Consider the following 26,962-nt stretch of genomic DNA (forward strand, 5'->3'; position numbering starts at 1 on the left):
CGCCCCCGTCGGGGTCAGTAGATGTAGCGGATCTGATCGCTCCAGTAGCGCTCGATCCGCCGCAGCGACATGGTGATGTCGTCGATGCCCGACTGGTCGAGCACGCCGCGTGACAACATGCCCGCGGCGTGGCTCGCGAACAGCTTGTCGACGATATCTCGGATGCGGCTGCCCTTCTCGGTCAGACGCACCCGGACCGAGCGGCGATCGACGTGGCAGCGCTGGTGGTGCATGTAGCCCGCCTCGACTAGCTTCTTGAGATTGTAGCTGACGTTGCTGCCCTGGTAGTAGCCGCGCGACTTTAACTCGCCCGCCGTCACCTCGTTGTCGCCCACGTTGAACAGCAGGAGCGCCTGAACCGCGTTGATCTCGATCACGCCGACGCGCTCGAACTCGTCCTTGATGACATCGAGCAGCAGCCGGTGAAGCCGTTCCACCAAGGTCAGGCTGTCGAGATAGCTCGCCATGAAGGCCGTGTCGCGGGCACCGCGCAGCGTCGGCTCGAGGGTGGAATGCACGCTCATCGTCACTTCTCCATTCTGCCCGCCCGTAGGCAGAAATGCAGAAGAATGACGAATAAACGGTTAAACGGCGGGGCGCTTCATCGCGGCCGGGTCACGCCGCGCGCGCCCTTAGCGATCTCGGCCACCAGCGCGGCGTAGGTCTCGGGCACCGGCTGCGTGCCGGCGATCCAGGCATAGATGTCGTGGTCGTTCTCGGACAGAAGCCGGTCGTAGAGGGCCAGTTCCGCGTCGCTCATCGCCGCCAGCCGACGCGTGGCGAAATCCTGCAGGATCAGGTCCATCTCCTTGATCCCCCGCCGCATCGAACGCATCGCGAGCCGCCGCTCGCGAGTGTCGCGCGGCTCGTCGATGGGCGCCGCGGGCTCGATCGGCAGCCCGCTCACGAGGCCGCCTCCGCGGTCCGCTTCAGCCGCTTCTCCAGCGTGGCCATGCGTTCGGCCGCCTGCAGCATCTCGGCGCGCAGCACCCGCATCTCGGACAGGATCTCGCCCAGCGCCGGGGGTGTGCCTTCGGCCGGTGCTTCCGGGCCGTCGCCACGCCCGGTGAGCAGCCAGCTCAGCGACACGTTGAGCATCCCCGCCAGCATCTGCAGCCGGTTGGCGCGCGGCTCGTCCATGTCGTCTTCCCAAGCCTGGAGCGTCGCGGTCTCGACGCCGATCCGCGTCGCCAGCGCCGTCTGGCTCAGCCCCGCCGCTTCGCGCGCACCCGCGAGCCTGTCACCGAAGGTGGCGGCCGCCTCGCTGTAATAGCCTTCGTCCTGCATCGCATCCCTCCTGCCCGGCGGCCGCTTGATGGCGGCCCGTCCCAGCCATATGACATGGGCGGGGCGCCGTTGAAAGAACGGGCGCGACCCGTCCCGCGCAGCCAGCGACATCCCGGAGACCGTCATGCCGTTTCTTTCCGACACCCTCTCGCGGGTGAAGCCCTCCCCCACCATCGCCATGACCAACAAGGCGGCCGAGCTGAAGGCGCAAGGCCGCGACATCATCGGTCTCTCGGCGGGCGAGCCGGATTTCGACACCCCGGCCAACATCGCCGAGGCCGGGCGCCGCGCCATCGCGGAGGGCAAGACACGCTACACCGCGGTTGACGGCATCCCCGAATTGAAGCGCGCGATCTGCGCCAAGTTCGAGCGCGACAACGGTCTCGCCTACAGCCCCGCACAGGTCAGCGTCGGGACGGGTGGCAAGCAGGTACTATATAACGCGCTGATGGCGACGCTGAACCCCGGCGATGAGGTGATCATCCCCGCCCCCTACTGGGTCAGCTATCCCGACATGGTGCTGCTCGCAGGCGCCACGCCCGTCACTGTGGCCTGCGGCATCGATAACGGCTTCAAGCTGACGCCTGAGGCGCTGGAGGCCGCGATCACCCCTGCCACCAAGTGGCTGATGTTCAACTCGCCCTCGAACCCCACCGGGGCGGGCTATTCGCGCGACGAACTGAAGGCGCTCACCGAGGTGCTGATGCGCCACGACCATGTCTGGGTGATGACCGACGACATGTACGAGCACCTCGCCTTCGGCGATTTCCGCTTCTGCACGCCCGCCCAGGTCGAGCCGGGCCTCAAGGACCGGACGCTGACGGTCAACGGCGTTTCCAAGGCCTATGCGATGACCGGTTGGCGCATCGGTTATGCCGCGGGCCCCGAGCCGCTGATCCGCGCCATGGCCAAGCTGCAGTCGCAATCGACCTCGAACCCCTGTGCGATCAGCCAGTGGGCAGCGGTCGAGGCGCTGGAAGGCCCTCAGGACTTCATCGCCGCCAACAATGCCGTGTTCGAACGCCGCCGCGATCTCGTCGTCGCGGCGCTGAACGCCTGCCCGGGCGTGACCTGTCCGGTGCCGGACGGGGCCTTCTACGTCTATCCCGACATCTCGGGCTGCATCGGCAAGACCAGCGCCGGCGGCACCGGGATCGCCGATGACGAGGCCTTTGCCACGGCACTGCTCGAAGAAGAAGGCGTGGCCGTCGTCTTCGGTGCGGCCTTCGGACTGTCGCCCAACTTCCGCGTCAGCTATGCCACGTCGGATGCGGCGCTGGAGGAGGCCTGCGCCCGCATCCGTCGCTTCTGCGACGGGCTGCGCTAGGAGGAGAGACGCGATGACCGACCTGTCGGGCTATTATTTCAGGGTGCGCGAGACCGGTGGCACCATGTACCGCATCGGCGACGAGACCCGGCACCGCCGGGTCGACCTCGAGCAGATCGCGGTGATCAACACCCGCAACGGCGAGATCCGCGCCCCCGGCAACCGCGAGATGGCTCCCGAGGACCGGGCTGCGGCCGAAGCCTGGCTGGAACAGCGTCGCGCGATCCTCGCGGCCCGGCAGATCGACGATATCCATCGCGCCATCGACCACATGAACCTCACCGCGCAATGGGTGCAGAGCCAGGCCAGCGAGGCCGATCTGGAGGCCGTGACCGAGCCGCTGCTGCTGGCCATGCACGACCTGCGGACGATCCTGGTGCGCAAGAAGGCCGATCGGGTCGAGGCGGCGCGGCGGCAGGACTAGCGGTCGCGCCGACCCTTGCCGCGGATCACCCGCCACAGATAGAGCGCGACGATCACCATGATGATGCCGTTGGTCACCGGGTTGAGCCAGCCCTGCACCCGCTCGTACTGGCTCTCGAGCAGGTAGCCCGCGCCGAACAGGGCGCCGACCCAGACCAGCGATCCGGCGGTCGTGTAGAGCAGGAACCGGATCCGCCCCATGCGCTGCAGTCCAGCCGGCACCGAGATCAACGTCCGCACGGTGGGGATCATCCGGCCGAAGAAGATCGCGGCCGTCCCGTGCCGGTCGAACCAACCCAGCGCCCGCTCCACGTCTTCGCGCGTCAGGGTCAGCCAGCGCCCGTGCCGATCGATCCAGCGCATCAGCCGCTCGCGGCCGAGCCTGCGGCCCAGCTCGTACCAGAGCCACGCCCCCGCGACCGTCCCGATCAGGCCGCCTAGAAGCGTCAGGATCGGGTTCGTCTCGCCGGTGGCGGCGTTGTAGCCCGCGAGCGGCATCACCAGCTCCGAGGGGATCGGGGGAAAGACGTTCTCGAGGAACATCAGGAAGGTGACGGCAAAGGCGCCGCCGGCGGCGATCCAACTGGTGATGAAATCGAACATGGCCCGTCAACCAGCGGGCGGCGTCAGGGTTCCTGATCCATGATGCGCGCCGAGCGCGACCAGAACCGCCACAGCAGCAGCGCCGCCGCCAGCCCCAGCCCGGTCACCAGCCCGAGCCAGACCCCCGCCGCGCCGAGACCGAGCGGAAAGCCCAGCAGATAGCCCACCGGCATGCCGATCACCCAGTAGCTGATCGCCGCCATCACCATCGGCACGCCGGTATCCTGCACGCCCCTCAGCAGCCCCAGCGCCATCACCTGCAGCGCATCGACCACCTGGAACAGCGCCGCCAGCATCAACAGCGTCACACCGGTCGCGACCACCGCGTCGCGCGCAGGGTCGCCCGGGTCGACGAAAGCCGCGACGAAGATTTCGGGGATCAAGACGAAGACCAGGCCGACCAGCCCCGCCGAGACGGTCGACAGCACCATGCCGGACTGGCCGATCAGCCGCAGCGCCGTCTCGTCGCGCCGGCCCAGCGCCCGGCCCGCGCGCACGGTGGCGGACTGGCTCAGGCCGACCTGGACCATGAAGGCGACCGAAGTGATCTGCAGCGCGATGCCATGCGCGGCGAGCGGCACCGCCCCGATCCAGCCGATCATGATGCCGGTGGCGACGAAGAGCCCGCCCTCGGCGAGGCTGGTCAGGCCGATCGGCACGCCAAGCCGGACCACCCGGCCCAGCACCTCGAGATCGGGCCGCCAGATCCGCCGCATCAGGTCGTATTGCGGCAGCCGCCGCAGCGCATAGACCACGAGGATGACCGCCTGCAGGATCGCCATCGACAGCGAGGCGATCGCCGCGCCTTGGATGCCCAGCTCAGGCGCACCCCAATTGCCGAAGATCAGGGCGTAGTTCAGCACCGCGTTGCATACCGCCATCAAGAGCGTCGACCACAGCAGCACCGAGGTGTGTTCGAGCGCCGAAAGGAAGGACCGCATGACCATCGCCACCAGGCCCGGCACCATCGCCCAGCCAGCGATCCGCAGATAGGCTTCGCCGGCCCGTGCCACCTCGGGCTCCTGGCCCAGCGCCAGCAGCATCGTCTCGGCCCACATCAACGGTGGCACCAAGATCGCGGCATAGATCAGGCCGATCCAGATCCCCATGCGGGTCACGCGCCGCACCAGCACGCTGTCGCCGGCCTCGGCCGCCGCGGCGACCACCGGCATCACCGCCCAGGCAAAGCCGGAGCCGACGATATAGAGCAGGAAATAGAGCGAGGTCGCGATCGTCGCCGCCGCCAGGGCCGTCACGTCGTACCAGCCCAGCATCACCGTGTCGGTGACGTTCATCGCCATCTGCGCGAGGTTCGAGCCGATCAGCGGCAGCGCCAGCGTGAACAGCTTGCGCGCATGCTGGCCGCGGGTCCGCGCCTCGAAGGGCTGCTCGGGAGAAATAACTGCCTGCGTCATGCAAATTTCCTACGCCGCCCGTCCCGCCCGCGTCCAGTTCGCGATTGTACCCCTGACGTCGGGGCGGGCTCAGCCCCCGAGCGTCCCGCGCCAGCCATGCACGGGTGCAAAACCCAGCATCCGCTTGGCCTTCTCGTTGGAATAGAAGCTCTCCTGCAGCCCCATCTCGCGCCGCAGCTCGACCCCCTCGTAGAATTGCGCGCGGACCTCCGCGTTGCTCAACCCGACCGACAGATCGTCATTCGCGACGTTGAACACCTCGTAGCCGAGCCCGTCGGTGGCGAGGCAGCGATCCACCATCTGCCCGAGATCGCGCGCGTCGATATAGGCGAAGATGTTGCGCCGCCTGAGCGCGGGGTCGGCCATGTAGGCCGGGAATTGCTCCGCGTATTCATGCGGCTCGATCACGTTGTTGATCCGCAGCCCGTAGATGTCGAAGCCGGTGCGCGCTTGGAAGCTCTTCGCCGTCGCCTCGTTGACGACCTTGGACATGGCGTAACTGTCCTGCGGCACGGTCGGGTGCCCCTCGTCGACCGGCAGGTAGGCGGGCTTGACCTCACCATCGTGGAAACAGACGCCGTAGGTCGTCTCGGACGAGGCGAAGATCACCTTGCGGATGCCGAACTTCGCCGCCGCGTCCAGCACGTTGTAGGTGCTCATCACGTTGACGCGGTAGGTCTCGTTGTCGGGCTTGAGCAGGATCCGCGGTACGGCGGCGAAATGCACGATCGCGTCGTAGCGCGGCACGCCCGTCCCCGGCTCGAGCTCGTCGAAGCCGGCATAGGCATGGGCCGCGTTGAAGACCTGCCCGGCATCGGTGAGGTCGCAGATCAGGTTGTCGACGCCCGGATGATCGAGCGGCACGAGATCCAGATTGGTGACGCGGTGGCCGCGCTCCAGCAGATAGGGGATCGCATGGCGGCCGGCCTTGCCCGCGCCGCCGGTGAACAGGATGCGCATGGTGTCCTCCCTCGCGTCTTGTACCGCTTGTCATAGTGTGGCCCCATCCCGGCGCAACCCGGAGGAGAGAGAATGACCAAGTTCCTGCTGGCCGCTTCGGCGGCGCTGCTGGCCGCACCCGCGATGGCGGAAAACCGGATCGACCGCATCCGCCCCGACGCTCCCGAGCTGGCCGCGCATGGCGCGCATGTCGTCGGCGTCACCACCATGACCTTCACCCGCGAAAGCGTGCCGGACGTGGCCCGCGCCACCGAGGATGGCGTCGAAGACTACGACCGCGAGATCACCGTCGAGGTCTGGTACCCGGCCGCCGAGGGCACCGAGCCGGGCGGCAGCTACACGGCGCTGCTGCGCGACGGCGTGACCGAGGTGCAGCTTGCGGGCCGTGCTGCGCGCGATGCCGAACCGGCGATGGAGGGCGAATATCCGCTCGTCCTCGTCTCGCACGGCTATCCGGGTAACCGGTTCCTGATGAGCCATCTCGCCGAGAACCTCGCCACCAAGGGCTATGTCGTGGCCTCGGTCGACCACCCGGATTCGACCTATGACGACATGGGGGCCTTCGGCTCGACGCTGGTGAACCGCCCCCGCGATCAGGCCTTCGTGCTGGAGCGCATGGCCGAGCTGGAGGACGGCATCGGCGCGATCACCGACGGCGACACGGCGGCGGTCATCGGCTACTCGATGGGCGGCTACGGCGCGCTGATCTTCTCCGGCGCCGGGCTGACCGAAGATTTCCGCATCTCGCGCTACGCCCCGCCGCAGGATCTTCTGGAGATCAACGCGCATGGCGCCGAGACCATGGCCGATCTGCCCGACGCGCGGGTCAAGGCGGTGGTGGCGATCGGGCCTTGGGGCCGCAACCGCGACGCCTGGGATGCCGAAGGGCTGTCAGCCATCGACAAGCCTCTGATGCTGATCGCGGGCGGGGTGGATGACGTGTCCGGCTACGACGCGATCCGTTCGATCTTCGAGGAGACCACCGGCACCGAGCGGCACCTGCTGACCTTCGACGACGCCAACCACAACGCCGCCGCGCCGATGCCCGCGCCGGAGGAAAGCTGGACCGTTTCCGAGAGCCTGGGCTACGCCCCCTTCGACCATTACGCCGATCCGGTCTGGGACACGGTGCGGATGAACAACGTCACCCAGCACTTCGTCACCGCCTTCCTCGACCTGCATCTCAAGGGTGACGCGGCCAAGGCCGACTATCTTGACCTCGTGCCGGACAGCGCCGATGCGGTTTGGGACCGGGCCGAAGACGGCACGCCGAACGCGGCCGACAACTACTGGGCCGGTTTCCCGAACCGCACCGCCAAGGGCCTGCGCTTCGAGACCCGCGTGGCGGGCGAGTGACCCGCGCCGGGGCCGCCCGCGCGGCCCCGGACCCAGCACCCGGCACAAAATAAGAACGCCCGCGCCAAGCATGGCGTTGCCCCTGCCCCCACCTCCGGGTTATATGGCCGGCACCCCAGAACAAGAGCAGTGCCCATGCCCGACGATCTCCTCTCCGGCGCCGAGCCCGCCTACGACGCCTCTTCCATCGAAGTCCTCGAGGGGCTGGAGCCGGTCCGCAAGCGGCCCGGCATGTATATCGGCGGCACGGATGAGCGCGCGCTGCACCACCTCGTCGCCGAGGTGCTCGACAACTCCATGGACGAGGCCGTCGCGGGCCACGCCAACCGGATCGAGGTCGAGCTTCTGGCCGACTACTCCGTGGTGATCCGCGACAACGGCCGCGGCATCCCGATCGACCCGCACCCCAAGTTTCCCGGCAAATCCGCGCTGGAGGTCATCCTCTGCACGCTGCACGCCGGCGGCAAGTTCTCGGGCAAGGCCTACCAGACCTCCGGCGGTCTGCATGGCGTCGGCGCGTCGGTCGTGAACGCGCTGTCGGATTCGATGGTCGTGCAGGTCGCGCGCAACCGCGAGCTCTACGAGCAGAGCTTCTCGCGTGGCGTGCCGCAGGGGCCGGTGGCCAAGATCGGCGCCGCCCCGAACCGGCGCGGCACAACCGTCACCTTCCATGCCGACGAGGAGATCTTCGGCCACCACCGTTTCAAGCCGGCGCGGCTGCTGAAGATGGTGCGGTCCAAGGCCTATCTTTTCTCGGGCGTCGAGATCCGCTGGAAGACCGAGATTGACGACGGCGAGACGCCGCGCGAGGCGACCTTCCACTTCCCCGGCGGCCTTGCCGACTACCTCGCCGAGACGCTGGGCAAATCCTCGACCTATGCCGACAAGCCCTTCGCCGGCACGGTCGAGTTCCGCGAGAAGTTCAACGTGCCCGGCAAGGTCGAATGGGCGGTGAACTGGACGCCCTCGCGCGACGGCTTCACCCAGTCCTACTGCAACACGGTGCCCACGCCCGAGGGCGGCACGCATGAGGCGGGCTTCTGGGCCGCGATCCTCAAGGGCATCCGGGCCTATGGCGAACTGGTCAACAACAAGAAGGCCAGCCAGATCACCCGCGAGGACCTGACCACGGGCGGCTGCGCGCTGGTCTCGTGCTTCATCCGCGAGCCGGAATTCGTCGGCCAGACCAAGGACCGCCTCGCCACCACCGAGGCGCAGCGCCTCGTCGAGAATTCGGTGCGCGACCACTTCGACAACTGGCTGGCCTCCGATACCAAATCGGCGGGCGCGATCCTCGATTTCCTCGTGCTGCGCGCCGAGGAACGGCTCCGGCGCAAGCAGGAGAAGGAGACGGCCCGCAAATCCGCCACCAAGAAGCTGCGGCTTCCGGGCAAGCTGGTCGACTGCTCGACCAACACGCGCGAGGGGACCGAACTCTTCATCGTCGAGGGCGACTCCGCGGGCGGCTCGGCCAAGATGGCGCGCGATCGCAAAACGCAGGCGCTGCTGCCGCTGCGGGGCAAGATCCTCAACGTGCTGGGCGCGGCCTCGTCGAAGCTCGGCTCGAACCAGGAGATCAACGATCTGACGCAGGCGCTGGGCGTGGGCCTGGGCACCAAGTTCAACGTCGACGACCTGCGGTACGAGAAGGTCATCATCATGACCGACGCCGATGTCGACGGCGCGCATATCGCGGCGCTCCTGATGACCTTCTTCTTCAGCCAGATGCGGCCGATGATCGACCACGGCCATCTCTACCTCGCCTGCCCGCCGCTCTACCGGCTGACCCAAGGCGCCAGGCGTCTCTACGTCTCCGACGACGCGGAGAAGGAGCGGATGATGGCCAAGGGCCTCGGCGGCAAGGGCAAGATCGACGTGCAGCGCTTCAAGGGTCTGGGCGAGATGGATGCCAAGGACCTCAAGGAAACGACCATGGATCCCGCCTCGCGCAAGCTGATCCGGGTGTCGATCAACGACGAGGAGCCGGGCGAGACGGCGGATCTGGTCGAGCGGTTGATGGGCAAGAAGCCGGAGTTGCGGTTCCAGTACATCCAGGAAAACGCCCGCTTCGTGGAAGAGCTGGACGTCTAATCGGAGGTTTGCTCCGCGAGCGATACCACCCCTGCATCGCGCAAGGGCCGGTCTGGGACCGGGCCCGTTGGCGGCAGGGGTGGCGGGGTGCAAACACGGGCGGCGGTCCCCGCCGCGCCGAAGGAAGGGTCATGCCCCTCTTGATGGCGAAAGCTTAGAGGCCGAAGTTCGCCGCGGTCAGGTTACGCTGACGGCGCGGGCCGACCTCGTTCCCAAAGAGATAGCTCACGCCCAGCATCGCTTCCGCGTCGCTGGCGCTGGCGAAGCCGTCGTCGGCATAGGAGCCGCCCAGTGTCGCGCTCAGCTGAACGCGGGGCGTCGCGTAGAATTCCACACCGACGTCGTAGGTGAAGGTATCCCAATCGTAGCCGAACACCTCGACATAGGTGTAGTCGAGCCCACCGGTGATGGCGACGCGCTCGCTGACGGCGGACGCCACCGAAAACGACGAAACGATGGCGGTCTCATCCGAGATATCATCGATGTCGATGACCGCCAGCAGGTGGCTCGAATGAAGGCTGTCGCCCGAGTTGCCTACTTGGAAGCCGACACCGTAGAGGTTTGCACCCTGCTCGATGCCAGCCATTTCGGCACGACCGAGCACGAAACCCAGGCGACCAAAGCCGATATCCCGGTAGCCGAATGCAACGATCGACGAACCATCCGCCGTCGCAGACGAGTTTTGGTCTTCGGAATGGAACGAACGAACCGCTGCCTGAACCCCGAAATCGGGACCGAAGGCTAGGTCGACGTTGCCGAAAAGGGTCGCGGTTCCGATATCACCGCTATCCCCGCTGGTACCCGTGGACGTCAAACCGACCTCGGCACTGCGCAGCTCAGCAGAAGCTGCACCTGCACCCATCGCCAAGCCGGCAGCCAGGAAACCTGCAATCTTATTGAACATTATTTTCTCCGTATCCGGGTGCCCAGAAAAAGCAGGCTCCCGAGGCGCACTCATCACCCCGGGGATACGAAGACAATCAGAAATGCACTTTTAGGTAGTTTACTAGTGCAATTATGCAACCCAAAGACGATCACCGCGCCTAGAGGTTAAACTGTTACGCCACCACCCCGTGATCCATCCGCACGACCCGATCCATCCGGCTCGCCAGCTCAAGGTTGTGCGTCGCGATCAGCGCCGAGAGCCCCGTGCCGCGCACCAGCGCCATCAGCGCGTCGAACACCCTGTCGGACGTGTCGGGATCGAGGTTGCCGGTGGGCTCGTCGGCCAGCAGGAGCCGCGGTGCGTTGGCCAGCGCCCGGCAGAAGGCCACGCGCTGCTGCTCGCCGCCCGACAGCGCCGCCGGGCGGTGATCGGCGCGCTGCTCGACACCGACCTGCGCCAGCAACCCACGCGCCCGCTCTTCGGCCTCCCGGCGGGAGACACCGGCGGCCAGCTGCGGTAGCACGATGTTCTCGAGCGCCGTAAACTCGGGCAGCAGGTGGTGGAACTGGTAGATGAAGCCGACATCGGCGCGGCGGGCCTGGGTGCGGCGGCGATCCGAGAGCGCGGTCATCTCCTGGCCGGCGATCTCGACATGCCCCGTATCGGGCGTGTCCAGCAGCCCGGCGATATGCAGCAGCGTCGACTTGCCCGCGCCCGAGGGCGCGACGAGGGCTACGACCTCGCCGGGGTGCAGCGACAGCTCCGCGCCGCGCAGCACCTGCACCTCCGAAGGCTTGCCCTTGTTGTAGGTCTTGGTCAGGCCGGTGAGTTTCAGGATCGGGTCATTCATAGCGCAGCGCCTCGACCGGGTTCATCCGCGCCGCGCGGCGGGCGGGAAAGAGGGTGACAACCCAGGACAGGGTCAGCGACAGGGCCACGGCCGACAACACGTCGCCCAGCTCCAGCTTGGCGGGCAGCGCGTAGATGCCGCGGATCGACGGGTCCCAGACGCCGCCGCCGGAGAAGTAGTTTACCGCCGAGAAGATCGGGTCGATCCAGATCGCGAAGGCGCAGCCGAGGACCACGCCGAGGATCGTGCCCAGCGTGCCGATCCCGGCACCGCAGATGAAGAACACCCGCAGCACCGAGCCCTCGGTGAGGCCCATGGTGCGCAGGATGCCGATGTCGCGGCCCTTGTTCTTCACCAGCATGATCAGCCCCGAGATGATGTTCATGCTCGCGATCAGCACCAGGATCGAGAGGATCACGAACATCACGTTGTCCTCGACGGTGAGCGCGCGCAGAAAGGCGCCCGCGCTGTCGCGCCAAGTCCACAGGAAGGCGGTCGGACCCGCCGCCTCGAGGATCTCGGGCAGCAGCTCCTGCACGTTGTCGGGGTCCTCGACCATCACCTCGATCTCGTCGACCACGTTGTCGCGGTTGAAGAACAGCTGGGCCTCGGCCAAGGGCAGATAGGCCCGAGTGCGATCGATGTCGTAGCGCCCGGCGGTGAAGATGTAGGTGACCTCATAGGCCGAAACGCGGGGGCTCTGCCCCATCGGGGTCTGCGCGCCGTTGGGCGAGATCAGCCGGACCTTGTCGCCGATCCCGACCCCCAGCTCGCGCGCCACGCCCGAGCCCAGCGCGATCCCCTCCCCGTAGCGGGCGATGTCGCCGACCCCGGTTTCGGGATCGGCGATGCGCGGCAGGCTCGACAGGTCCTTCGCCGAGAGGCCGTAGACCTCGACACCGGCATTGCTATTGCCGAAACTCGCCATCACCTGTCCGCGCACCACCGGCGCGGCGCGGGTGACGCCGTCGATCTGCATCAGCCGCTCGGACAGGCCGTCGTAATCCTCGATCACCCGGCGGGTGATGTCGGTATTGGGGATGACGCTGTCCTGGTAGACGGTGACATGGGCGTTGGCGCCGAGAATCGTGTCGATGAACTCCTCGCGGAAGCCCGCCCGCACCGCCAGCGTCGCGATCAACGCGAAGACAGCGAGCGTCACCCCGACGAGGCTGATCCAGGTCATGACGCTGACCCCGCCCTCGGCGCGGCGGGCGCGGATGTAGCGCCAGGCGATCATCCACTCGAAGGCGGAAAACGGTGCGGTGCGGTTGGCCATGCGAAGTCCTGTCAAATGCGCGCGGACCTTGGGGGGGCGCGCGGTCATGGTCAAGCCGCAGCCATGCCCGCTCACGCCACGGTGTCGGCGCTTGACGCAGGCGTCGCGCGCGGGCCAGCTAGTTGCGGGGATGTCATGCGCGCCGGGCGCGCCCATGGCCGCAGTTGGAGGAGAAGCGCCGATGCGCGCCGTGATCTGCCGCGCCTATGGCGGGACCGAGCATCTTGAGATCGTCGAACGCCCCCTGCCCGAGCCAGGGCCGGGCGAGATCCGCGTCGGGCTTTGCGCCAGCACGGTGAGCGCCGGCGACTGGCGCATCCGCTCGCTGACCGTGCCGGCGGGCTACGGGCTGGTGCTGCGCGCCGCCATGGGCTGGACCGGGCCGCGCCAGCCGGTGCTGGGCTCCGCCTTCTCCGGGGTGGTCGAGGCGGTGGGCAAGGACGTCACCCGCTTCGGGCCGGGCGACGAGGTGTTCGGCTCGACCGGGATGAAGCTGGGCGCCCATGCCGAGGCGGTGGTGATCGCCGCAGAGGGGGCGGTGGTCCACAAGCCGCATGTGCTGATCCATAGCCAGGCCGCCGCGCTGCCCTTCGGCGCGACCACGGCGCTGCAGTTCCTGCGCGACAAGGGGCGGCTCAAGGCCAAGCACCGGCTCTGCGTGGTCGGCGCTTCGGGCGAGGTCGGCGCGGCGGCGGTGCAGATCGGCCGGGCCATTGGCGCGCATGTGACCGCGGTCTGTTCGGCCGCCAATTCGGATCTGGTGCGCGATCTGGGGGCGCGCGAGGTGATCGCGCATGACGAAGAAGACCCCTTCGCCGAGGAGAACCGCTTCGACGTGATCTTCGACACGGTCGGCGCCGCGCCGCTCAAGCGGCGGATGCGGGCCCTGCGGCGGCGCGGGCGGCTGCTGCTGGTTTATGCCGGTCTCGGCACCGAAATCGCCGCCCGTTTCGCGGGTCGGGGCGGCCGCCGCGCCCGGAGCGGCATGGCGAATGAAAGCCGCGCCGACATGGAAGAGATCGCCCGGCTCGTCGAGGCGGGCGACCTGCGCGCGGTGATCGACAGCCGCTACCGGCTGTCGGAGATCGCCGCCGCCTATGATCGGGTCGCCACGCGCCGCAAGCGCGGCGCCGTGGTGCTTTTGCCCGACGAGGCCTAGGCCTCAGAGATAGGCGTAGATCCGGGCGATCTTCTCCACCGCCTGCTCGGGCGGCAGCTCCTCGCTCTCGCCGGTGCGGCGCGAGACCAGCTCCACAACCCCGTTCTTGAGCCCCTTGGGCCCGACGGTGATCCGCCAGGGCAGGCCGATCAGGTCCATGGTGGCGAACTTCGCCCCCGCCCGCTCGTCGCGGTCGTCATAGAGCGGATCGAGACCCAGCGTCCGCAGACCCGCATAGATGCCGGCACAGGCGGCGTCGGTCTCGGCGTCGCCCTGACGCAGGTTGACGATGCCGACATGGAACGGCGTTACCCCCTCGGGCCAGATGATTCCCTTCTCGTCGTGGCTGGCCTCGATGATCGCGCCGACGAGACGGCTGACGCCGATGCCGTGGCTGCCCATCTCCACCGGCACGCGCTTGCCCTCGGCATTGGTCACGGTCGCGCCCATCGCTTCGGAATACTTGGTGCCGAAATAGAAGATCTGGCCGACCTCGATGCCGCGCGAGGAACGGCGACGCTCCTCGGGGACCTCGTTGAACAGCGCCGGGTCATGGGTCTCGTCGGTCCGCGCATAGGGCGTGGTCCACTCGGAGACGATCTCCTTGAGCTGGGCGGGATCTTCGTAATTGACCATGCGGTCGGCCAATTCGAGATCGAGGATCGCGCTGTCGTAGAACACCTCGCTCTCGCCAGTCTCCGCCAGCACGAGGAACTCGTGAGTGTTCTCACCGCCGATCGGGCCGGAATCGGCGCGCATCGGGATCGCCTTGAGACCCATCCGCTCATAGGTGCGCAGGTAGCTCACCATGTGGCGGTCATAAGCCTCCAGCGCGCTCTCGCGGTCGACGTCGAAATTGTAACCGTCCTTCATCAGGAACTCGCGGCCGCGCATCACGCCGAAACGGGGACGCATCTCGTCGCGGAATTTCCACTGGATGTGGTAGAGCGTCTTGGGCAGGTCGCGATAGGACGAGACATAGCTGCGGAAGATGTCGGTGATCATCTCCTCGTTGGTCGGGCCATAGAGCATCTCGCGGCCCTGACGGTCCTTGATACGCAGCATCTCTTCGCCATAGGCCTCGTAGCGCCCGCTTTCGCGCCACAGATCTGCCTGCTGCAGCGTCGGCATCAAGAGCGGGATGTGCCCGGCCTTCTGCTGTTCCTCGTCGACGATCCGTTCGATGTTGCGCAGCACCCGCAGCCCCAGCGGCAGCCAGGAATAGATGCCGGCGCCAGCCTGCTTGATCAGCCCCGCGCGCAGCATGTAGCGGTGACTGACGATCTGCGCCTCGGCCGGGGTTTCCTTGAGCACGGGCAGGAAATAGCGGGTCAGGCGCATCGAGGAATTCCTATGTCTAGAGAGCCGGGCGGACGAATCCCCCTCTAGGGCAGAGCCGGGCACCTGACAAGCGCAGTCCCGCCCCTGCCCCGGCGTTCCGGCACGGCCCAAAAGGCTTGCGCGCCCGCCCCCCGGCGGCGAGATAGGTGGGACACTACCCCAAGGAGCCCCCACCGTGGCACTTCCGATCCAGCAACAGGCACGCATCTGGGCGGTGATCGCCGCCGTCACCTTCGTGCTGCTGTGGCTCTTGGGCGACGTGATCCTGCCCTTCCTCTTGGGGGGGGCGCTGGCCTATCTGCTCGATCCGGTGGCCGATAGGCTGGAACGGCTGGGGCTGAGCCGGAGCTGGGCGGTGGCGGTGATCGCTCTGGGCGCAGTGCTGGTCTTCGCCGCGGCCGTGCTGCTGCTGATCCCCACGCTGATCCGCCAGACCAGCCAGCTGGTGCAGACCGCGCCCGAGCTGTTCTCGGGGCTGCGCGATTGGCTGGCACTGCGCTTTCCAGACCTGATGGACGAAAGCTCGACCATCCGCGGCCAGCTCGACGCGATCGGCGCGGCGGTGCAGGCGCGCGGCGGCGAGATCATCAACGGCCTGCTCTCCTCGGCCATGGGGGTCATTAACCTGCTGGTGCTGTTCGTGGTGGTACCGGTGGTGGCGGTCTATCTGCTGGTCGACTGGGACCGGATGGTGGCGCGGATCGACGAGCTTCTGCCGCGCGAGCATGCGCCGACCATCCGTCAGCTCGCGCGCGAGGTCGATCGCACGTTGGCCTCCTTCGTGCGCGGCCAAGGACTCGTCTGCCTGATCCTCGGCACCTACTACGCGGTGGCCCTGGCGTTGGTGGGGCTGAATTTCGGCCTCGTCATCGGCGCGCTGGCGGGTCTCGTCACCTTCATCCCCTATGTCGGCGCGCTGGTCGGCGGCGTGCTGGCGATCGGACTCGCGCTGTTCCAGTTCTGGGGAGACTGGATCTGGATCGGCGCGGTGGCGGGGATCTTCGTCACCGGCCAGATGATAGAGGGCAACATCCTGACGCCGCGGCTCGTCGGTTCCTCGGTTGGCCTGCACCCGGTCTGGCTGCTGTTCGCGCTGGCGGTGTTCGGAGCCTTGTTCGGCTTCGTCGGCATGCTGGCGGCGGTACCGATCGCGGCGAGCCTCGGCGTGTTCGCCCGCTTCGCGATCGACCGCTACCAGCACAGTGCGCTCTATCGTGGCAGCGACCCGACGCCGCCGCCGGGGGCGTCTGAAACCATCGCGCCCGGCGCAGCGCAGGACGCCGGCACGGCCTCGCCGGAGGGCGCATGGCGTGGCAACTGAGCCTCGATCTGCCGCACGCGGTATCGCTGGGGCCCGAGGACTACATCCTCTCGGAGGCCAACCGCGCCGCGCATGACATGGTCACCGCCATGGTCTGGCCCGAGGGCAAGCTGGCGCTGATCGGTCCGCGCGGATCGGGCAAGAGCCACCTCGCCCGGCTCTGGCAGGCGGAGACGGACGCGATGATCCTGCCGGCGCGGGATCTCGGGCCGAGCCTGCCACTGCCCGGCCCCGGCGCCGCCATCGTGGTCGAGGATGTCCAGCGCCTCGCACCCGCCGCCGAGGCGACGCTGTTCCACTTGCACAACCGCCTTGCGGCATCGGGCGGACGGCTGCTGCTCACCGCCGATCGGCCGCCGGCGCGGCTCGACATCCGGCTCCCCGATCTGGCCTCCCGGCTGCAGGCCACGGCGGTGGCCCGGATCGCCGATCCCGACGACCGGCTGCTGGGCGCGGTGCTCGCCAAGCATTTCGCCGACCGGCAGCTGGTGCCAATGGCCGGTGTCATCCCCTATCTCGCCACCCGGATCGAGCGCAGCTTCGCCGCCGCCGCCACCGTCGTCGCCCGGCTCGACCGAATGGCGCTGGCCGAAGGGCGGCCGGTGAGCCGGGCGCTTGCCCGCCGGGCGCTGGACGCCGGCTGAGGCCCCCGCTGGACAATCCCGACATGCGGGCGCGATACTGAGGCTCCGTCACACCAATGTTGCCGAGATGCGCCAGACAGCTCCTATGACACAGGCCGATTTCCTCGCCGCCGGTTTCGCCGAGCCGGTTTCGCTCGACGCCGACCTCACCGGCCCGGCGCGGTTCGTCAACCGTGAGCTCAGCTGGCTCGGCTTCAACTTCCGGGTGCTGGAGGAGGCCGAGAACCCGCGCGTGCCCCTGCTGGAGCGGCTGCGCTTCCTGTCGATTTCGGCCACCAATCTCGATGAATTCTACACCGTCCGCGTCGCCGGCCTGCGAGAGCTGGCGCAGACGGGCAACGCCACGCCGGCGATGGACGGGCTGACCCCGGCCGAACAGCTGCGGCAGATCGACAGCGAGGCGCGGGCGCTGATGGCGCGCCAGCAGGAGATCTTCAAGGCGCTATGTGACGAGATGGCGCGCGAGGGGATCGCCATCCTGACCCGCGAGGACATCACCAAGGCCGATCGCGCCTTTCTCGCCGACGCCTTCCTCAACCGGGTCTTCCCGGTGCTGTCGCCGCTGGCCATCGACCCGGCGCATCCCTTCCCCTTCATCCCCAACGAGGGACTGGCGCTGGCGCTCGCTCTGGAACGGGTGTCGGACAAGAAGCCGCTGCGCGCGCTGCTGCCGGTCCCGGCGCAGATCGACCGCTTCGTGCCGCTGCCCTCCGAGGAGGGGCAGCGATATCTGCCGCTCGAGGAGCTGCTGCTGCTGAACCTCGACCAGCTCTTTCCCGGCTACAAGATGAAGGGGCACTGCACCTTCCGGGTGCTGCGCGACAGCGATCTCGAGGTCGAGGAGGAGGCCGAGGATCTCGTGCGCGAGTTCGAGGTCGCGCTCAAGCGGCGGCGTCGCGGCGAGGTGGTGCGGATGAAGCTCTCGGCCGGGGCACCGTCCGCGCTCAAGGCCACCATCATGGAGGAGCTGCACATTCGCGACGCCGAGGTGGTCGAGGTCGAGGGGCTGATCGGTATCGGCAATCTCAAGGAGCTGGTCACCGATAGCCGCCCGGACCTGCTCTGGCCGCCCTTCACACCGCGCGTGCCCGAACGGGTGCAGGATCACGACGGCGACATGTTCGCGGCGATCCGCCAGAAGGACATGCTGCTCCACCACCCCTACGAGACCTTCGACATGGTCAACCGCTTCCTGCAGCAGGCGGCGACCGATCCCGACGTGGTGGCGATCAAGCAGACGCTCTACCGGACCTCACGCAATTCGCCGATCGTAGAAGCGCTGTGCGAGGCGGCCGAGGAGGGCAAGTCGGTGACCGCGCTGGTCGAGCTGAAGGCCCGCTTCGACGAGGCCGCCAACATACGCCAGAGCCGTAGGCTGGAGCGCGCTGGCGCGCATGTCGTCTACGGCTTCACGCAGTACAAGACCCACGCCAAGATCAGCACGGTGGTCCGGCGCGAAGGCGACAGCCTCGTCACCTACACGCATTTCGGGACCGGCAACTACCACCCGATCACCGCACGGATCTATACCGACCTGTCCTTCTTCACCTGCGACGCGGCGCTGGGCCGCGACGCCACCAAGGTGTTCAACTACATCGGCGGCTCGGCTGAGCCGCTCGGCCTCGAGAACCTCGCCATTTCGCCGATCTCGCTGAAGACGCGACTCCTGGAGATGATCGAGGCCGAGGCCGAGCATGCCCGCGCCGGTCGCCCCGCCGAGATCTGGGCCAAGATGAACTCGCTCGTCGAGGCCGAGGTGATCGACGCGCTCTACGAGGCCAGCCGGGCGGGGGTGAAGATCTCGCTGGTGATCCGCGGCATCTGCGGGCTGCGGCCCGGCGTTGCGGGCCTGTCCGAGAACATCCGGGTGAAGTCGATCGTCGGCCGCTTCCTCGAGCACAGCCGGATCGTCTGCTTCGGCAATGGGCGCGGCCTGCCCTCCAAGAAGGCGCGGGTGTTCATCTCCTCGGCCGACTGGATGGGTCGCAACCTGAGCCGCCGGGTCGAGACGCTGGTCGAGATCACCAACGCGACCGTAAAGGCGCAGATCACCGACCAGATCATGGCCGCCAACCTCGCCGATGTGGCGCAGAGCTGGGTCATGGGGCCAGATGGCCGCTTCGGCCGCGCCGACTGGCCCGAGGATGGGCGCGCCTTTTCCTGCCACCGCTTCTTCATGGAAAACCCCTCGCTGTCGGGACGCGGCACGGCGGGCGCGGGCGACGTGCCGCAACTCACCCATGCGCATGACTGACCCCGCATGAGCCTGCTCTCGGACTGGAACCGTCGCCGCCTCGACCGCAGGCGGGCCGCGCAATTCGCCGCGGTGCGGGACGACGCGTCGCTGCGGCTCGACATGGCGGCGCTGCGCCGCGCGCGGGTGGTGGTGATCGGCCCCGCCGACACCGCGGCCGACGAGCTCGGTGCGCTCGATCCGGATGACCATGACCTCGTGGTGCGGATCAACAACGGCTTGGCCATGGCGCAGGCGGCGCAGGGCGTGCTGGGGCGGCGCACGGACATGCTGGTGCACAATCTCAAGGAAAGCGGTGCCCGCTCCGCCGGGCGTCTCGATCCGGAGATAATGCGCGCGCAGGGGCTGTCGACCGTGCTCTTCCCGCATGCCGGCCCCGGCCGGATCACCAGCGACCTGCCCCGGGCGCGCCGCCGCCTCGACGGCCTCGGCATCGCATTGCGGATGCCCGATCCCGATCTCTATGCCCAATGGTGCGCCGCGCTCGCCCCGGCTTTTCCGACCAGCGGCGCGGTGGCGATCCTGACCATGCTCGCCGCCCGCCCCGCAGGGCTGTCGCTGGCGGGCTTCACCTTCTTTCGCACCGGCTATGCGCCCGGATACAACGCCGCCGGTGCCGGGGCGCAGGGGGCGCGAGACTGGGTTGCCCGGACCGGCGTGCACGATCCCGACGCCGAAAGGCAGCTCGTCGCCCGGGAGTTGGATCTCGCTCGCGCGGAAGGTGTGGAGATCGCATTGGGAGAGGGCGTTGCCGCCGCGCTGGAGGCCTGAAACGGGGTTTTTCCCAATCCGATCAAGGCGCGGTTCATTTCCTGTTTGCCCTGCGCGCTCCAGCCGCTAAGACCGCCACCGAGGCGGAGCGTTGACTCCGTGAAGGGCCGGGCCACATGCTGCGGCAGGATCATGGGGGCTTCATGAACGATCAAGGCGACGCGCATCGCGGCGACTGGGGGCCTTTCGGCCGGCCGCTTTTCAACGATCCCGAGAGCCGTGCACTGAGCCGCGTGGGCGTGGTCGATATCGGCTCGAACTCGGTCCGGCTCGTGGTGTTCGACGGTGCCGCCCGTTCCCCGGCCTATTTCTACAACGAAAAGATCATGTGCGCGCTGGGCGAGGGCTTGTCCGAGACCGGCCGCCTCTCGCCCAAGGGGCGCGAGCGGGCGCTGAAGGCGCTCAAGCGCTTTGCCACCCTCGCCGAGGGGATGAACATCACGCCGCTCACCGCCGTGGCCACCGCCGCCGTTCGCGAGGCCGAGGACGGGCCCGAGTTCCGCGAGGAGGTGCTGCGCGAAACCGGGATCGAGATGCATGTCATCACCGGCGAGGAAGAGGCCCGGCTTTCGGCGCAGGGCGTGCTTCTGGGCTGGCCCGGCTCCTACGGCATGGTCTGCGACATCGGCGGCTCCTCGATGGAGCTGGCGGACATCGCCGAGGGCAAGGTCGGCCGCCGTCTCACCTCGGCGCTGGGCCCCCTGAAGCTCAAGGAGGTCAAGGGCGGCGAGAAAGGTCTCGACGCCTACATCAAGTCCACGATCGAGCAGATCCACGAGCAGATGGACGGCGAGACGGGCATGCGGCTGTTCCTCGTCGGCGGTTCCTGGCGGGCGATCGCGCGCTGCGACATGACCCGGCGCGACTACCCGCTCACAGTTCTGCACGAATACCGGATGACCACCGAGGCCGTCGCCGAGACGCGCAAATATATCGAGCAGGAGGACCCCTCCGACCTGCGCAGCCGGGCCGGCATATCCTCCGACCGGATGGCGCTGGTGCCGCTGGCGATCCGGGTGCTCGACCAGCTGGTGCAGGTGTTCCAGCCCAAGGACATCACCATTTCGTCCTATGGTATCCGCGAAGGCATGCTCTACGAGCAGATGCCCCCTGCCCTGCGCGACCGCGACCCGCTGATCGAGGCCTGCCGCTTCGCCGAGGCCAAGGACGCGCGGATGCCGGGTTTCGGGCCGATCCTGTTCGACTTCGTCCGGCCGCTGTTTCCGCATGCCGACTGGCAGCGCAAGCGGATCATCAAGGCCGCCTGCCTGCTGCACGACGTCAGCTGGCGCGCGCATCCCGACTACCGCCCGCAGGTCTGCTTCGACAACGCGACGCGCGCCAATCTCGGCGGCCTCAAGCATTCCGAGCGGGTCTTCCTCGGCCTGGCGCTGATGCACCGCTATTCCAACAAGCGCGAGGGCGTGCGCTACGAGCAGATGTTCACGCTGGTCTCCGACGAGGACCAGCGCGAGGCCGAGGTGCTGGGCCGCGCGATGCGGCTGGGGGCGATGATGTGGCTCGGGGCCGAGACGGTGCCCGGCAACCTCGCCTGGAACGCCGTCGACCGTACGCTGACGCTCGATCTGGACCCGCGCGCGAAATCGCTCTTCGGAGAGGTGGCCGAGCAGCGGTTCAAGTCGCTGGTCGCCGCGCTCGACGCCACCGGCGAGGTGCGGATCAGGGATTGAGCAGGTCGGCAAGCCGGGTGAGCCGCGTCGACGCGGCCACCGAAAGCCGCCCCGGTGCGGCCCAGGCCACCCCCCGAAACGGCATTCCCGCCGCGAGCGCCGTCGCCTCGTCGACCTCGGTATCGCCGACATAGATCGCCCGGTCGACGCCCAGCGCCTCGATCACCGCCCGCAGATGGCCGGGATCTGGCTTGCGGGCGGGCACGACATCGGCGCCGCGCACCGCGTCGAAGAGCGGCGCCAGCCCCAGCCTCTCCAGCACCGCCAGCGTCAGCGCCTGCGGCTTGTTGGTACATAGCCCCAGCCGCCAGCCCGCCCGCTTCAGCTCGGCGAGGTCCTCGGCCACATGCGGGTAGATGGTGGTCCGTGACACCGGTTGCTCGGCATAGGCGGCCACATAGGCCTCGGTCAGGATGGCAATGTCGGAGGGCGCTGCGGGAATGCATTGGTGGGTCAGCAGATCCGCGACCAGCTGCCGCGCGCCATTGCCGATCAGACCGGTCACGACGGCTTCGTCGGTCGCGTCGAGCCCGTGTGCAACGAAGGTCCGGTTCACCGCGTCGGCAATGTCGGGCGCGCTGTCGATCAGCGTGCCGTCGAGGTCGAATACCGCGGCGCACGCGCCGCCTCCGGTCTGCGTCATGCGTCGGTCCCGTTGGTCATGAAATCAGGTTACGCGCCGGACCTCCGGGGCGGCAATGGCTCATATGTCGATTTCCGGAGCCTCCGGGTCGGGCGCGAAATCGGGGGCCTCCGGCTTGCGCCGGATGATGATGTCGCCGTTGTCGAGGATCTCGGGCGCCTCGTAATTGGCGATGTCGTCGATCCGGTCGAGCACCTGCATCAGCGCCGGCCCCATTTCGCTCAGCAGCGCGCGCAGATGCGGCTCCGCCATCTCGGCGAAGGCGCGGAAATCCTCGATCGCGGGCTCCATCTCTCCGAGAATGCCCTCGAAAAACAGCTCGGCGCCCCGCTGCATGAGGCTGAAGCCCTCATCCTCGGCGGGGGGCTCGGGTGTCTGCGCCTGAAGCGGGGCGGCGAGAAGAGCGGCGACGGTGATCGGAATGATACGTTTCATGCTCCGCGATCTAGCTGTCGGCAGCAGTGTTTCCAGAGAGATCGAGGTCGAGCGTCACGGGGAAATGATCCGAGGCTGCGAGCAGCGCCGCGCGCAGATCGGCATCGGCGTAGATCGCGGGATCGTCGAAAGGATGCCAGATCCGCCAGCACGGAGAGAAGGCACGCAGGTCGGGCGAGATCATCGCGTAGTCGAGAAGCGCAGAGAGGATGCGCCAGTCGGGCGGCACGGCAAATCGCGCGGTGGCCGGCTGCGCCGCCAAGGGGTGCGCCAGCGCCAGCCGGGCATGCGGGTCGAACAGGCGCCGCTCCGGCGGTCCGTCCTCGCCCAGCGCGATCTCGATGCCCGAGCGGCCGAACAGCGCCTCCTGCGCGTCGAGGCCCGGGCCATCGTTGAAATCGCCCATCACCACGAGAGCCTCGCTCGCGTCGAGATGATCCTCGATCCGGCCACGCAGCCAACTGCATTGCGCGATCTGCTTGCGCCGGTTCTCGACCGCGACGCGGCGCTGCGCTTGGGGGGTTTCGGCGCCATGCGGCGCCTTGGACTTGGCATGCACGCCGATCAGTCGAAACGCCCGTCCCCCCGCCTCGATGGCAAGCTCCAAGGGGGGCTTCGACCAGACGATCCGGCTTTCGCCATGGCCCGCATGGGTGTCGAAGCGGGGCGCCCGCAAGCTTTCGCGCGGATCGTGCCGGGCCGTCAGCCGATCGGGATCGTACAGGAAGGCGATCTCCTGCTGGGTGTGGCTGGGAAAGCCGATCAGCGCACTGCGAGCGCGCAGGTTAATCTCGGTGGCCAAGGTCTCGAGGGCCCGAACCCCGTTGCGCCGGCCGCCGGTATCGGGTGCCTCCACCACCACGATGCCATCGGCATCGAGGACGCGCAGCACCTTGGATATCCCGTCGAGCTGCCGGGCGCGGGTGATGCCGTGCCGTGCGCTGTCGGCGCTGTCACGCTGCGGGCGGCCCGCATCGTCGAACAGCCGGTCGAACCAGGCGACGTTCCACGTCGCCAGCCGCATCAGCCCCGGCTCCCCTCGCCGCCTGCCATGGCCGCCTGCCCGGTCTCGATCCGCTCCCAGGCGTGGTTCGCGGCGATCAACCGGCTCTCGGCCAGCTTCATCGCCTCCTCCGGCAGGCCGCGCGCGGCGAGCCGGTCGGGATGGGTTTCGCGAACGATGGCCCGCCAAGCGGCGCGGGCGGCATCGCGCCCGGCCTCGGGCGCCACGCCCAGCACGTCCCACGGATCGGGCTCGCAATCCGGCACGAAGCGGGCACGCAGCCGGGCGAAGGCGCGTTCGTCGATCTCGAAGATCTCGGCGACCCGCCGGAGGAAGGCGTTCTCGGCCGGGTGGTAGTCGCCATCGGCGAGCGCGATGTGGAACAGCCCTTCCATCAGGTCGCAAAGCGGCCCCTTCTCGCCGCGGAACATCGCGGCGATCTTGCGGGCGTAATCCTCGAAACCGGCCACGTCGGTGCGCGCCATGTCGAACACCCGTGCGGCGTTGGCCTCCTCCTCGGGGGGGATGGTGAACACCTCCCGGAAGGCCGCGACCTCGTTGCGGGTCACGAGACCGTCGGCCTTGGCCATCTTGGCGCCCAGCGCGATCACCGCAATCGCGAAGGCGACGCTGCGCTCCGGCGGGGTGCGCATGCGTTCGAAGATGGAAGCGAGGCTTTCGCCCTGCCTGAGGGCGGCGATGATCTCGGCGATACGGGTCCAAATCGACATGGGGCCACCTTAGCGCCGCAGCGCGGCAATGTCAGAGAGGTTTCTGCAGGATCGCGAGGTCGAGCCAGCGGCCGAACTTGCGCCCGACCTCGGGCATGGTGCCGGTCCGGACGAAGCCCAGGCGTTCATGAAAGGCGATGCCGGCCGTGTTCTCGGCGGTGACGCAGGCGACCATCACGTGCTTGTCGGCGGCGCGCGCGGTGTCGAACAACCGCTCCATCAGCATCCGCCCGACACCGCGTCCCTGCAGATCGGGCGCGAGCAGGATCGTATGCTCCACCGTGTGGCGGTAGCCATCGGTACCGCGAAAGGGGAACCAGCGGGCAAACCCGCGCACCCCGCCCTCGTCCCAGACGAAGAAGGGATCGCCCGAGCAGGTGATCTCGGCGATTTCAGCATCGCTGCGCTCGGTCGCGTTGAAGATCGAGGTGGTCTCGCGGATCACCCGGTTCCAGATCGCTCCCAACGCAGGTGCGTCCTCGGGCGTGGCGGGGCGGATCATGGCGGGTCTCCGGCAGCGTGTCTCGGCAACCGTGATGTCGCGTCGCGCGCGCCGCTGCAAGACCGATCCGGAGATCGCCGCTGCCCATCGCGACAGAGTCATCACGCGTCGCGCGTGTGGCGCAGCCCCCCGATCTGCTAGGAATATTCCGTCCCGACCCTTCCAGCAGCCCCAGGAGAGCGGAGTTGTGCTCCAAGACGTTGGGCCTACTCTGCGTGGATTGTCGCAGCACCCTTCGCGCGGAGCACATTCGCGCCTATGTTGAAGACATGACACAGCTTCGCCCCATGCTCGCGCTTCTCGTCGCCCTGCTCTGGGCCGCTCCGCTCGCCGCCGCGCAGGAGGCGCCGGGGCCGTTGGAGCGATGGCTGGAGGAGCCGCGCGCGGCCTATCCGGTGGCCGAGGCGGAGTTGGCGGAATTCCTCCATGTCGCGCGGCCAATCATCGTCTTCGCCGACAACGCCAACGACCCGCAGTTCCAGCGACAGATGAGCTTTCTGGCCGAGCGAATCGACGACCTCGTGGCCCGTGACGCGATCGTGCTGATCGATACCGATCCCGCCGCCCGCAGCCCGATCCGGCGCGTGCTCAGACCGCGGGGCTTCGCTGTGATCCTGATCGGCAAGGATGGGCGGATCGCCCAACGCAAACCTGCGCCCTTCACCGCGCGCGAGCTGATCCGGGCGATCGACAAGCTGCCCCTGCGCCAGCAGGAGATCCGAGACGCCAACCGCCCTGTGGGCGGCGCTGGGGCGCAAGCGCTGGAGACGCGCTGACCGGTTTGGCGCGAGCACTCCGCGGCCCCATCGGACCGGAACCGCCTTGCACGCTTCGGCTGTCGCGTGCGGGCACCCTTGCTCAGTCGACGCAAAGCCTTGCGACGATTGACGATTGCCTCCCCAGTACCGGCACGTTCGACCGGCCAAACGAAAAGGACCGCCGGGATCACTCCCGGCGGTCCATCATGTCAACCGCTCCCAGCCAAGGCTGGGTGCGCGAAGGGCTCAGTAGCAGCCGTTCGCGTTCGGGTTGGTGACGCAGGGCGCGATGCCGCCGATGGCGCCACCGACCAGCGCGCCGGTGATCGCGTCTTCGCCGGTCAGTTCGGCAGCGGCAGCACCCGCGAGGGCGCCGGTCGCGGCACGCTCACCGGGGGTCGCGCCACAGGCAGCGAGGATGGCGGCGACGCCGAGCGCGCCGAAGAGTTTGAACTTGGATGCCATTCTTGGTCTCCGAAAATGAATGGTGGTGCCCCAGATGAGACCGTCACTGCCACTTCGCGCAAGCTCGTGCAAGAGAGCAACACGCACGGTTTCGCGCCTTGGGCACGCAGGCCATGGCATGGGCGACATCCCGCCACCCGCACCCGGCCTGGACCGGGTCACCAGTCCTCGTCTTCCTCGTCCTCGTCTTCACCCGGGACGTCGCCGAACACGTCCGGGAAGGAGCGGCGCGCCTGGGCCACGTCGATCCTGAGCAGCGCGTCGTAGTCCTGCGGATCGAACGGCTCCTCGGCAGGCACCACCTCGCGACCGAACAGCCAGCTCAGCCGGCCGGCATCGAGATTGCCGCGCACGAATGGCTCTTCGCCGAAATGCGCCCAGAGCGCGGCCATGAAGCCCTCATCGGCGCGGCGGTCGGGTGGGCGCCGGTCGCGGAAGCGCTCGCGACGGATGATCTTCGTCGGCCCCTCCTTGGAAGCGCGGCGAATGGTGAACTGGAAATCGGTACCGGGCAGCCGGCCGGGAAATCCGCGATGCTTTTCCATGTCAAACTCGTCCTCGGGCAGCGCCGCGACGGGTGCGGCAGCCCGCCGGATACCGCGCCACGCCGGCTTTCGCCATTCCCAAATGGGTCTGGACGACCTGGAAGACGACGCGCCTGCTCCTTGAATGTGACTGCGCGCTGTCGTGATGCCTCGGGCTTTGCAGCGCAAGCTGGCGCCACGCCTTTTCGCTTGCTGCACTGGGGATGCGGGCTAGCTCGATCC

Annotated in this window: 28 protein-coding genes; 11 read left to right on the plus strand and 17 right to left on the minus strand. The window is 68.1% G+C overall.

Annotated features, from left to right (window positions below; translation table 11 throughout):
- Positions 1 to 14 precede the first annotated feature (14 nt).
- The 3 genes from T8T21_RS07695 to T8T21_RS07705 form a co-directional block, all read right to left on the minus strand.
- Positions 15 to 524 carry a MarR family winged helix-turn-helix transcriptional regulator gene (locus T8T21_RS07695; protein WP_183471880.1) on the minus strand — a complete coding sequence of 170 codons (510 nt, stop codon included), beginning with the start codon at positions 522 to 524 and terminating at the stop codon, positions 15 to 17.
- 77 nt (positions 525 to 601) lie between these two features.
- On the minus strand, positions 602 to 907 hold the full coding sequence (locus tag T8T21_RS07700) for a succinate dehydrogenase assembly factor 2 (protein ID WP_322337424.1): 306 nt from the start codon (positions 905 to 907) through the stop codon (positions 602 to 604).
- Positions 904 to 1,287 carry a helix-turn-helix domain-containing protein gene (locus tag T8T21_RS07705; protein WP_183471878.1) on the minus strand — a complete coding sequence of 128 codons (384 nt, stop codon included), beginning with the start codon at positions 1,285 to 1,287 and terminating at the stop codon, positions 904 to 906. Before T8T21_RS07705 ends, T8T21_RS07700 begins: the two co-directional genes overlap by 4 nt.
- A 124-nt stretch (positions 1,288 to 1,411) precedes the next feature.
- On the opposite strand from T8T21_RS07705, the gene T8T21_RS07710 reads away from it, so the two are divergent.
- Both T8T21_RS07710 and T8T21_RS07715 read left to right on the plus strand, forming a co-directional pair.
- The gene (locus T8T21_RS07710; protein WP_322337425.1) at positions 1,412 to 2,614 is read left to right on the plus strand and encodes a pyridoxal phosphate-dependent aminotransferase; all 1,203 of its coding nucleotides are present in this window, start codon (positions 1,412 to 1,414) and stop codon (positions 2,612 to 2,614) included.
- 13 nt (positions 2,615 to 2,627) lie between these two features.
- A complete protein-coding gene (locus T8T21_RS07715; protein ID WP_183471875.1) occupies positions 2,628 to 3,038 on the plus strand; it encodes a hypothetical protein in 411 nt (136 codons plus the stop codon).
- Here the strand turns inward: T8T21_RS07715 and T8T21_RS07720 are convergent.
- The 3 genes from T8T21_RS07720 to T8T21_RS07730 all read right to left on the minus strand — a co-directional run bounded on the left by T8T21_RS07720 (position 3,035) and on the right by T8T21_RS07730 (position 6,015).
- Positions 3,035 to 3,640 (minus strand): DedA family protein, encoded by a 606-nt coding sequence (locus T8T21_RS07720; RefSeq protein WP_322337426.1) that lies wholly within the window; start codon positions 3,638 to 3,640, stop codon positions 3,035 to 3,037. The two genes, T8T21_RS07715 and T8T21_RS07720, sit on opposite strands and share 4 nt — an antisense overlap.
- Positions 3,641 to 3,663: 23 nt before the next feature.
- Positions 3,664 to 5,055, minus strand: coding sequence for an MATE family efflux transporter (locus T8T21_RS07725; RefSeq protein WP_322337427.1), 1,392 nt, complete (start codon positions 5,053 to 5,055; stop codon positions 3,664 to 3,666).
- Positions 5,056 to 5,124: 69 nt separating this feature from the next.
- Positions 5,125 to 6,015, minus strand: coding sequence for an NAD-dependent epimerase/dehydratase family protein (locus T8T21_RS07730; RefSeq protein WP_322337428.1), 891 nt, complete (start codon positions 6,013 to 6,015; stop codon positions 5,125 to 5,127).
- Between the two features lie 72 nt (positions 6,016 to 6,087).
- Between T8T21_RS07730 and T8T21_RS07735 the strand changes: the two genes are divergently transcribed.
- Entirely contained in the window at positions 6,088 to 7,371 is a 1,284-nt protein-coding gene (locus tag T8T21_RS07735; protein ID WP_322337429.1) for an alpha/beta hydrolase family protein, read from the plus strand.
- 135 nt (positions 7,372 to 7,506) lie between these two features.
- Positions 7,507 to 9,462, plus strand: a complete 1,956-nt coding sequence (gene parE / locus T8T21_RS07740; RefSeq protein WP_322337430.1) for a DNA topoisomerase IV subunit B — start codon at positions 7,507 to 7,509, stop codon at positions 9,460 to 9,462.
- 154 nt (positions 9,463 to 9,616) lie between these two features.
- On the opposite strand, the gene T8T21_RS07745 is transcribed toward parE, so the two are convergent.
- From T8T21_RS07745 to T8T21_RS07755, 3 genes are all read right to left on the minus strand, one after another.
- On the minus strand, positions 9,617 to 10,366 hold the full coding sequence (locus tag T8T21_RS07745) for a hypothetical protein (protein ID WP_322337431.1): 750 nt from the start codon (positions 10,364 to 10,366) through the stop codon (positions 9,617 to 9,619).
- A gap of 154 nt (positions 10,367 to 10,520) precedes the next feature.
- Positions 10,521 to 11,198, minus strand: a complete 678-nt coding sequence (locus tag T8T21_RS07750) for an ABC transporter ATP-binding protein (protein ID WP_322337432.1) — start codon at positions 11,196 to 11,198, stop codon at positions 10,521 to 10,523.
- On the minus strand, positions 11,191 to 12,477 hold the full coding sequence (locus T8T21_RS07755; RefSeq protein ID WP_322337433.1) for a lipoprotein-releasing ABC transporter permease subunit: 1,287 nt from the start codon (positions 12,475 to 12,477) through the stop codon (positions 11,191 to 11,193). The genes T8T21_RS07750 and T8T21_RS07755 overlap by 8 nt, the downstream gene beginning before the upstream one ends.
- 181 nt (positions 12,478 to 12,658) lie before the next feature.
- Between T8T21_RS07755 and T8T21_RS07760 the strand changes: the two genes are divergently transcribed.
- Positions 12,659 to 13,636 (plus strand): NAD(P)-dependent alcohol dehydrogenase, encoded by a 978-nt coding sequence (locus T8T21_RS07760; protein WP_322337434.1) that lies wholly within the window; start codon positions 12,659 to 12,661, stop codon positions 13,634 to 13,636.
- Positions 13,637 to 13,639: 3 nt separating this feature from the next.
- Here T8T21_RS07760 and proS read toward each other — a convergent pair whose 3' ends face one another.
- On the minus strand, positions 13,640 to 14,977 hold the full coding sequence (proS, locus tag T8T21_RS07765; RefSeq protein WP_183471856.1) for a proline--tRNA ligase: 1,338 nt from the start codon (positions 14,975 to 14,977) through the stop codon (positions 13,640 to 13,642).
- Positions 14,978 to 15,152: 175 nt separating this feature from the next.
- Here proS and T8T21_RS07770 point away from each other — a divergent pair, with 175 nt between their 5' ends.
- The 5 genes from T8T21_RS07770 to T8T21_RS07790 all read left to right on the plus strand — a co-directional run bounded on the left by T8T21_RS07770 (position 15,153) and on the right by T8T21_RS07790 (position 21,658).
- A complete protein-coding gene (locus T8T21_RS07770; RefSeq protein ID WP_322337435.1) occupies positions 15,153 to 16,298 on the plus strand; it encodes an AI-2E family transporter in 1,146 nt (381 codons plus the stop codon).
- On the plus strand, positions 16,283 to 16,942 hold the full coding sequence (locus tag T8T21_RS07775) for a P-loop NTPase family protein (RefSeq protein WP_322337436.1): 660 nt from the start codon (positions 16,283 to 16,285) through the stop codon (positions 16,940 to 16,942). The genes T8T21_RS07770 and T8T21_RS07775 overlap by 16 nt, the downstream gene beginning before the upstream one ends.
- Positions 16,943 to 17,027: 85 nt before the next feature.
- Positions 17,028 to 19,196, plus strand: a complete 2,169-nt coding sequence (locus tag T8T21_RS07780; protein WP_322337437.1) for an RNA degradosome polyphosphate kinase — start codon at positions 17,028 to 17,030, stop codon at positions 19,194 to 19,196.
- 6 nt (positions 19,197 to 19,202) lie between these two features.
- On the plus strand, positions 19,203 to 19,967 hold the full coding sequence (locus tag T8T21_RS07785; RefSeq protein ID WP_322337438.1) for a hypothetical protein: 765 nt from the start codon (positions 19,203 to 19,205) through the stop codon (positions 19,965 to 19,967).
- 143 nt (positions 19,968 to 20,110) lie between these two features.
- Entirely contained in the window at positions 20,111 to 21,658 is a 1,548-nt protein-coding gene (locus T8T21_RS07790; protein WP_322337439.1) for a Ppx/GppA family phosphatase, read from the plus strand.
- Here T8T21_RS07790 and T8T21_RS07795 read toward each other — a convergent pair.
- The 5 genes from T8T21_RS07795 to T8T21_RS07815 are packed head-to-tail and all read right to left on the minus strand — an operon-like array spanning position 21,648 to position 24,972.
- Complete coding sequence (locus T8T21_RS07795) at positions 21,648 to 22,301, minus strand: HAD-IA family hydrolase (protein ID WP_322335154.1); 654 nt, start codon at positions 22,299 to 22,301, stop codon at positions 21,648 to 21,650. The genes T8T21_RS07790 and T8T21_RS07795 overlap by 11 nt on opposite strands.
- A gap of 60 nt (positions 22,302 to 22,361) precedes the next feature.
- Positions 22,362 to 22,736: a hypothetical protein gene (locus T8T21_RS07800; protein WP_183471844.1), complete on the minus strand. Its 375-nt coding sequence runs from the start codon at positions 22,734 to 22,736 to the stop codon at positions 22,362 to 22,364.
- A 10-nt stretch (positions 22,737 to 22,746) separates the two neighbouring features.
- Complete coding sequence (locus T8T21_RS07805; protein WP_322335155.1) at positions 22,747 to 23,760, minus strand: endonuclease/exonuclease/phosphatase family protein; 1,014 nt, start codon at positions 23,758 to 23,760, stop codon at positions 22,747 to 22,749.
- A complete protein-coding gene (locus T8T21_RS07810; RefSeq protein WP_183471840.1) occupies positions 23,760 to 24,470 on the minus strand; it encodes a tellurite resistance TerB family protein in 711 nt (236 codons plus the stop codon). The genes T8T21_RS07805 and T8T21_RS07810 overlap by 1 nt, the downstream gene beginning before the upstream one ends.
- A 31-nt stretch (positions 24,471 to 24,501) precedes the next feature.
- Positions 24,502 to 24,972 (minus strand): GNAT family N-acetyltransferase, encoded by a 471-nt coding sequence (locus T8T21_RS07815; RefSeq protein ID WP_322335156.1) that lies wholly within the window; start codon positions 24,970 to 24,972, stop codon positions 24,502 to 24,504.
- 269 nt (positions 24,973 to 25,241) lie between these two features.
- Between T8T21_RS07815 and T8T21_RS07820 the strand changes: the two genes are divergently transcribed.
- Positions 25,242 to 25,748 (plus strand): DUF4174 domain-containing protein, encoded by a 507-nt coding sequence (locus T8T21_RS07820; protein ID WP_183471836.1) that lies wholly within the window; start codon positions 25,242 to 25,244, stop codon positions 25,746 to 25,748.
- 228 nt (positions 25,749 to 25,976) lie between these two features.
- On the opposite strand, the gene T8T21_RS07825 is transcribed toward T8T21_RS07820, so the two are convergent.
- Positions 25,977 to 26,195: a hypothetical protein gene (locus T8T21_RS07825; RefSeq protein ID WP_183471834.1), complete on the minus strand. Its 219-nt coding sequence runs from the start codon at positions 26,193 to 26,195 to the stop codon at positions 25,977 to 25,979.
- A gap of 158 nt (positions 26,196 to 26,353) precedes the next feature.
- Complete coding sequence (locus T8T21_RS07830; RefSeq protein ID WP_322335157.1) at positions 26,354 to 26,740, minus strand: hypothetical protein; 387 nt, start codon at positions 26,738 to 26,740, stop codon at positions 26,354 to 26,356.
- Positions 26,741 to 26,962 lie beyond the last annotated feature (222 nt).

Source organism: Limimaricola variabilis, from assembly GCF_034371605.1.
GTDB classification, from domain to species: domain Bacteria; phylum Pseudomonadota; class Alphaproteobacteria; order Rhodobacterales; family Rhodobacteraceae; genus Limimaricola; species Limimaricola variabilis.

Coding starts and splice junctions, on each gene's coding strand:
- T8T21_RS07715 (WP_183471875.1), top strand. CDS start 2,628: ATGACCGACCTGTCGGGCTATTATTTCAGGGTGCGCGAGACCGGTGGC.
- T8T21_RS07785 (WP_322337438.1), top strand. CDS start 19,203: ATGAGCCTGCTCTCGGACTGGAACCGTCGCCGCCTCGACCGCAGGCGG.
- proS (WP_183471856.1), bottom strand. CDS start 14,977: ATGCGCCTGACCCGCTATTTCCTGCCCGTGCTCAAGGAAACCCCGGCC.
- T8T21_RS07730 (WP_322337428.1), bottom strand. CDS start 6,015: ATGCGCATCCTGTTCACCGGCGGCGCGGGCAAGGCCGGCCGCCATGCG.
- T8T21_RS07795 (WP_322335154.1), bottom strand. CDS start 22,301: ATGACGCAGACCGGAGGCGGCGCGTGCGCCGCGGTATTCGACCTCGAC.
- T8T21_RS07815 (WP_322335156.1), bottom strand. CDS start 24,972: ATGATCCGCCCCGCCACGCCCGAGGACGCACCTGCGTTGGGAGCGATC.
- T8T21_RS07705 (WP_183471878.1), bottom strand. CDS start 1,287: ATGCAGGACGAAGGCTATTACAGCGAGGCGGCCGCCACCTTCGGTGAC.
- T8T21_RS07805 (WP_322335155.1), bottom strand. CDS start 23,760: ATGCGGCTGGCGACGTGGAACGTCGCCTGGTTCGACCGGCTGTTCGAC.
- T8T21_RS07695 (WP_183471880.1), bottom strand. CDS start 524: ATGAGCGTGCATTCCACCCTCGAGCCGACGCTGCGCGGTGCCCGCGAC.
- T8T21_RS07750 (WP_322337432.1), bottom strand. CDS start 11,198: ATGAATGACCCGATCCTGAAACTCACCGGCCTGACCAAGACCTACAAC.
- T8T21_RS07745 (WP_322337431.1), bottom strand. CDS start 10,366: ATGTTCAATAAGATTGCAGGTTTCCTGGCTGCCGGCTTGGCGATGGGT.
- T8T21_RS07820 (WP_183471836.1), top strand. CDS start 25,242: ATGACACAGCTTCGCCCCATGCTCGCGCTTCTCGTCGCCCTGCTCTGG.
- T8T21_RS07760 (WP_322337434.1), top strand. CDS start 12,659: ATGCGCGCCGTGATCTGCCGCGCCTATGGCGGGACCGAGCATCTTGAG.
- T8T21_RS07810 (WP_183471840.1), bottom strand. CDS start 24,470: ATGTCGATTTGGACCCGTATCGCCGAGATCATCGCCGCCCTCAGGCAG.
- T8T21_RS07800 (WP_183471844.1), bottom strand. CDS start 22,736: ATGAAACGTATCATTCCGATCACCGTCGCCGCTCTTCTCGCCGCCCCG.
- T8T21_RS07735 (WP_322337429.1), top strand. CDS start 6,088: ATGACCAAGTTCCTGCTGGCCGCTTCGGCGGCGCTGCTGGCCGCACCC.
- T8T21_RS07710 (WP_322337425.1), top strand. CDS start 1,412: ATGCCGTTTCTTTCCGACACCCTCTCGCGGGTGAAGCCCTCCCCCACC.
- T8T21_RS07720 (WP_322337426.1), bottom strand. CDS start 3,640: ATGTTCGATTTCATCACCAGTTGGATCGCCGCCGGCGGCGCCTTTGCC.
- T8T21_RS07825 (WP_183471834.1), bottom strand. CDS start 26,195: ATGGCATCCAAGTTCAAACTCTTCGGCGCGCTCGGCGTCGCCGCCATC.
- parE (WP_322337430.1), top strand. CDS start 7,507: ATGCCCGACGATCTCCTCTCCGGCGCCGAGCCCGCCTACGACGCCTCT.
- T8T21_RS07755 (WP_322337433.1), bottom strand. CDS start 12,477: ATGGCCAACCGCACCGCACCGTTTTCCGCCTTCGAGTGGATGATCGCC.
- T8T21_RS07775 (WP_322337436.1), top strand. CDS start 16,283: ATGGCGTGGCAACTGAGCCTCGATCTGCCGCACGCGGTATCGCTGGGG.
- T8T21_RS07725 (WP_322337427.1), bottom strand. CDS start 5,055: ATGACGCAGGCAGTTATTTCTCCCGAGCAGCCCTTCGAGGCGCGGACC.
- T8T21_RS07780 (WP_322337437.1), top strand. CDS start 17,028: ATGACACAGGCCGATTTCCTCGCCGCCGGTTTCGCCGAGCCGGTTTCG.
- T8T21_RS07790 (WP_322337439.1), top strand. CDS start 20,111: ATGAACGATCAAGGCGACGCGCATCGCGGCGACTGGGGGCCTTTCGGC.
- T8T21_RS07830 (WP_322335157.1), bottom strand. CDS start 26,740: ATGGAAAAGCATCGCGGATTTCCCGGCCGGCTGCCCGGTACCGATTTC.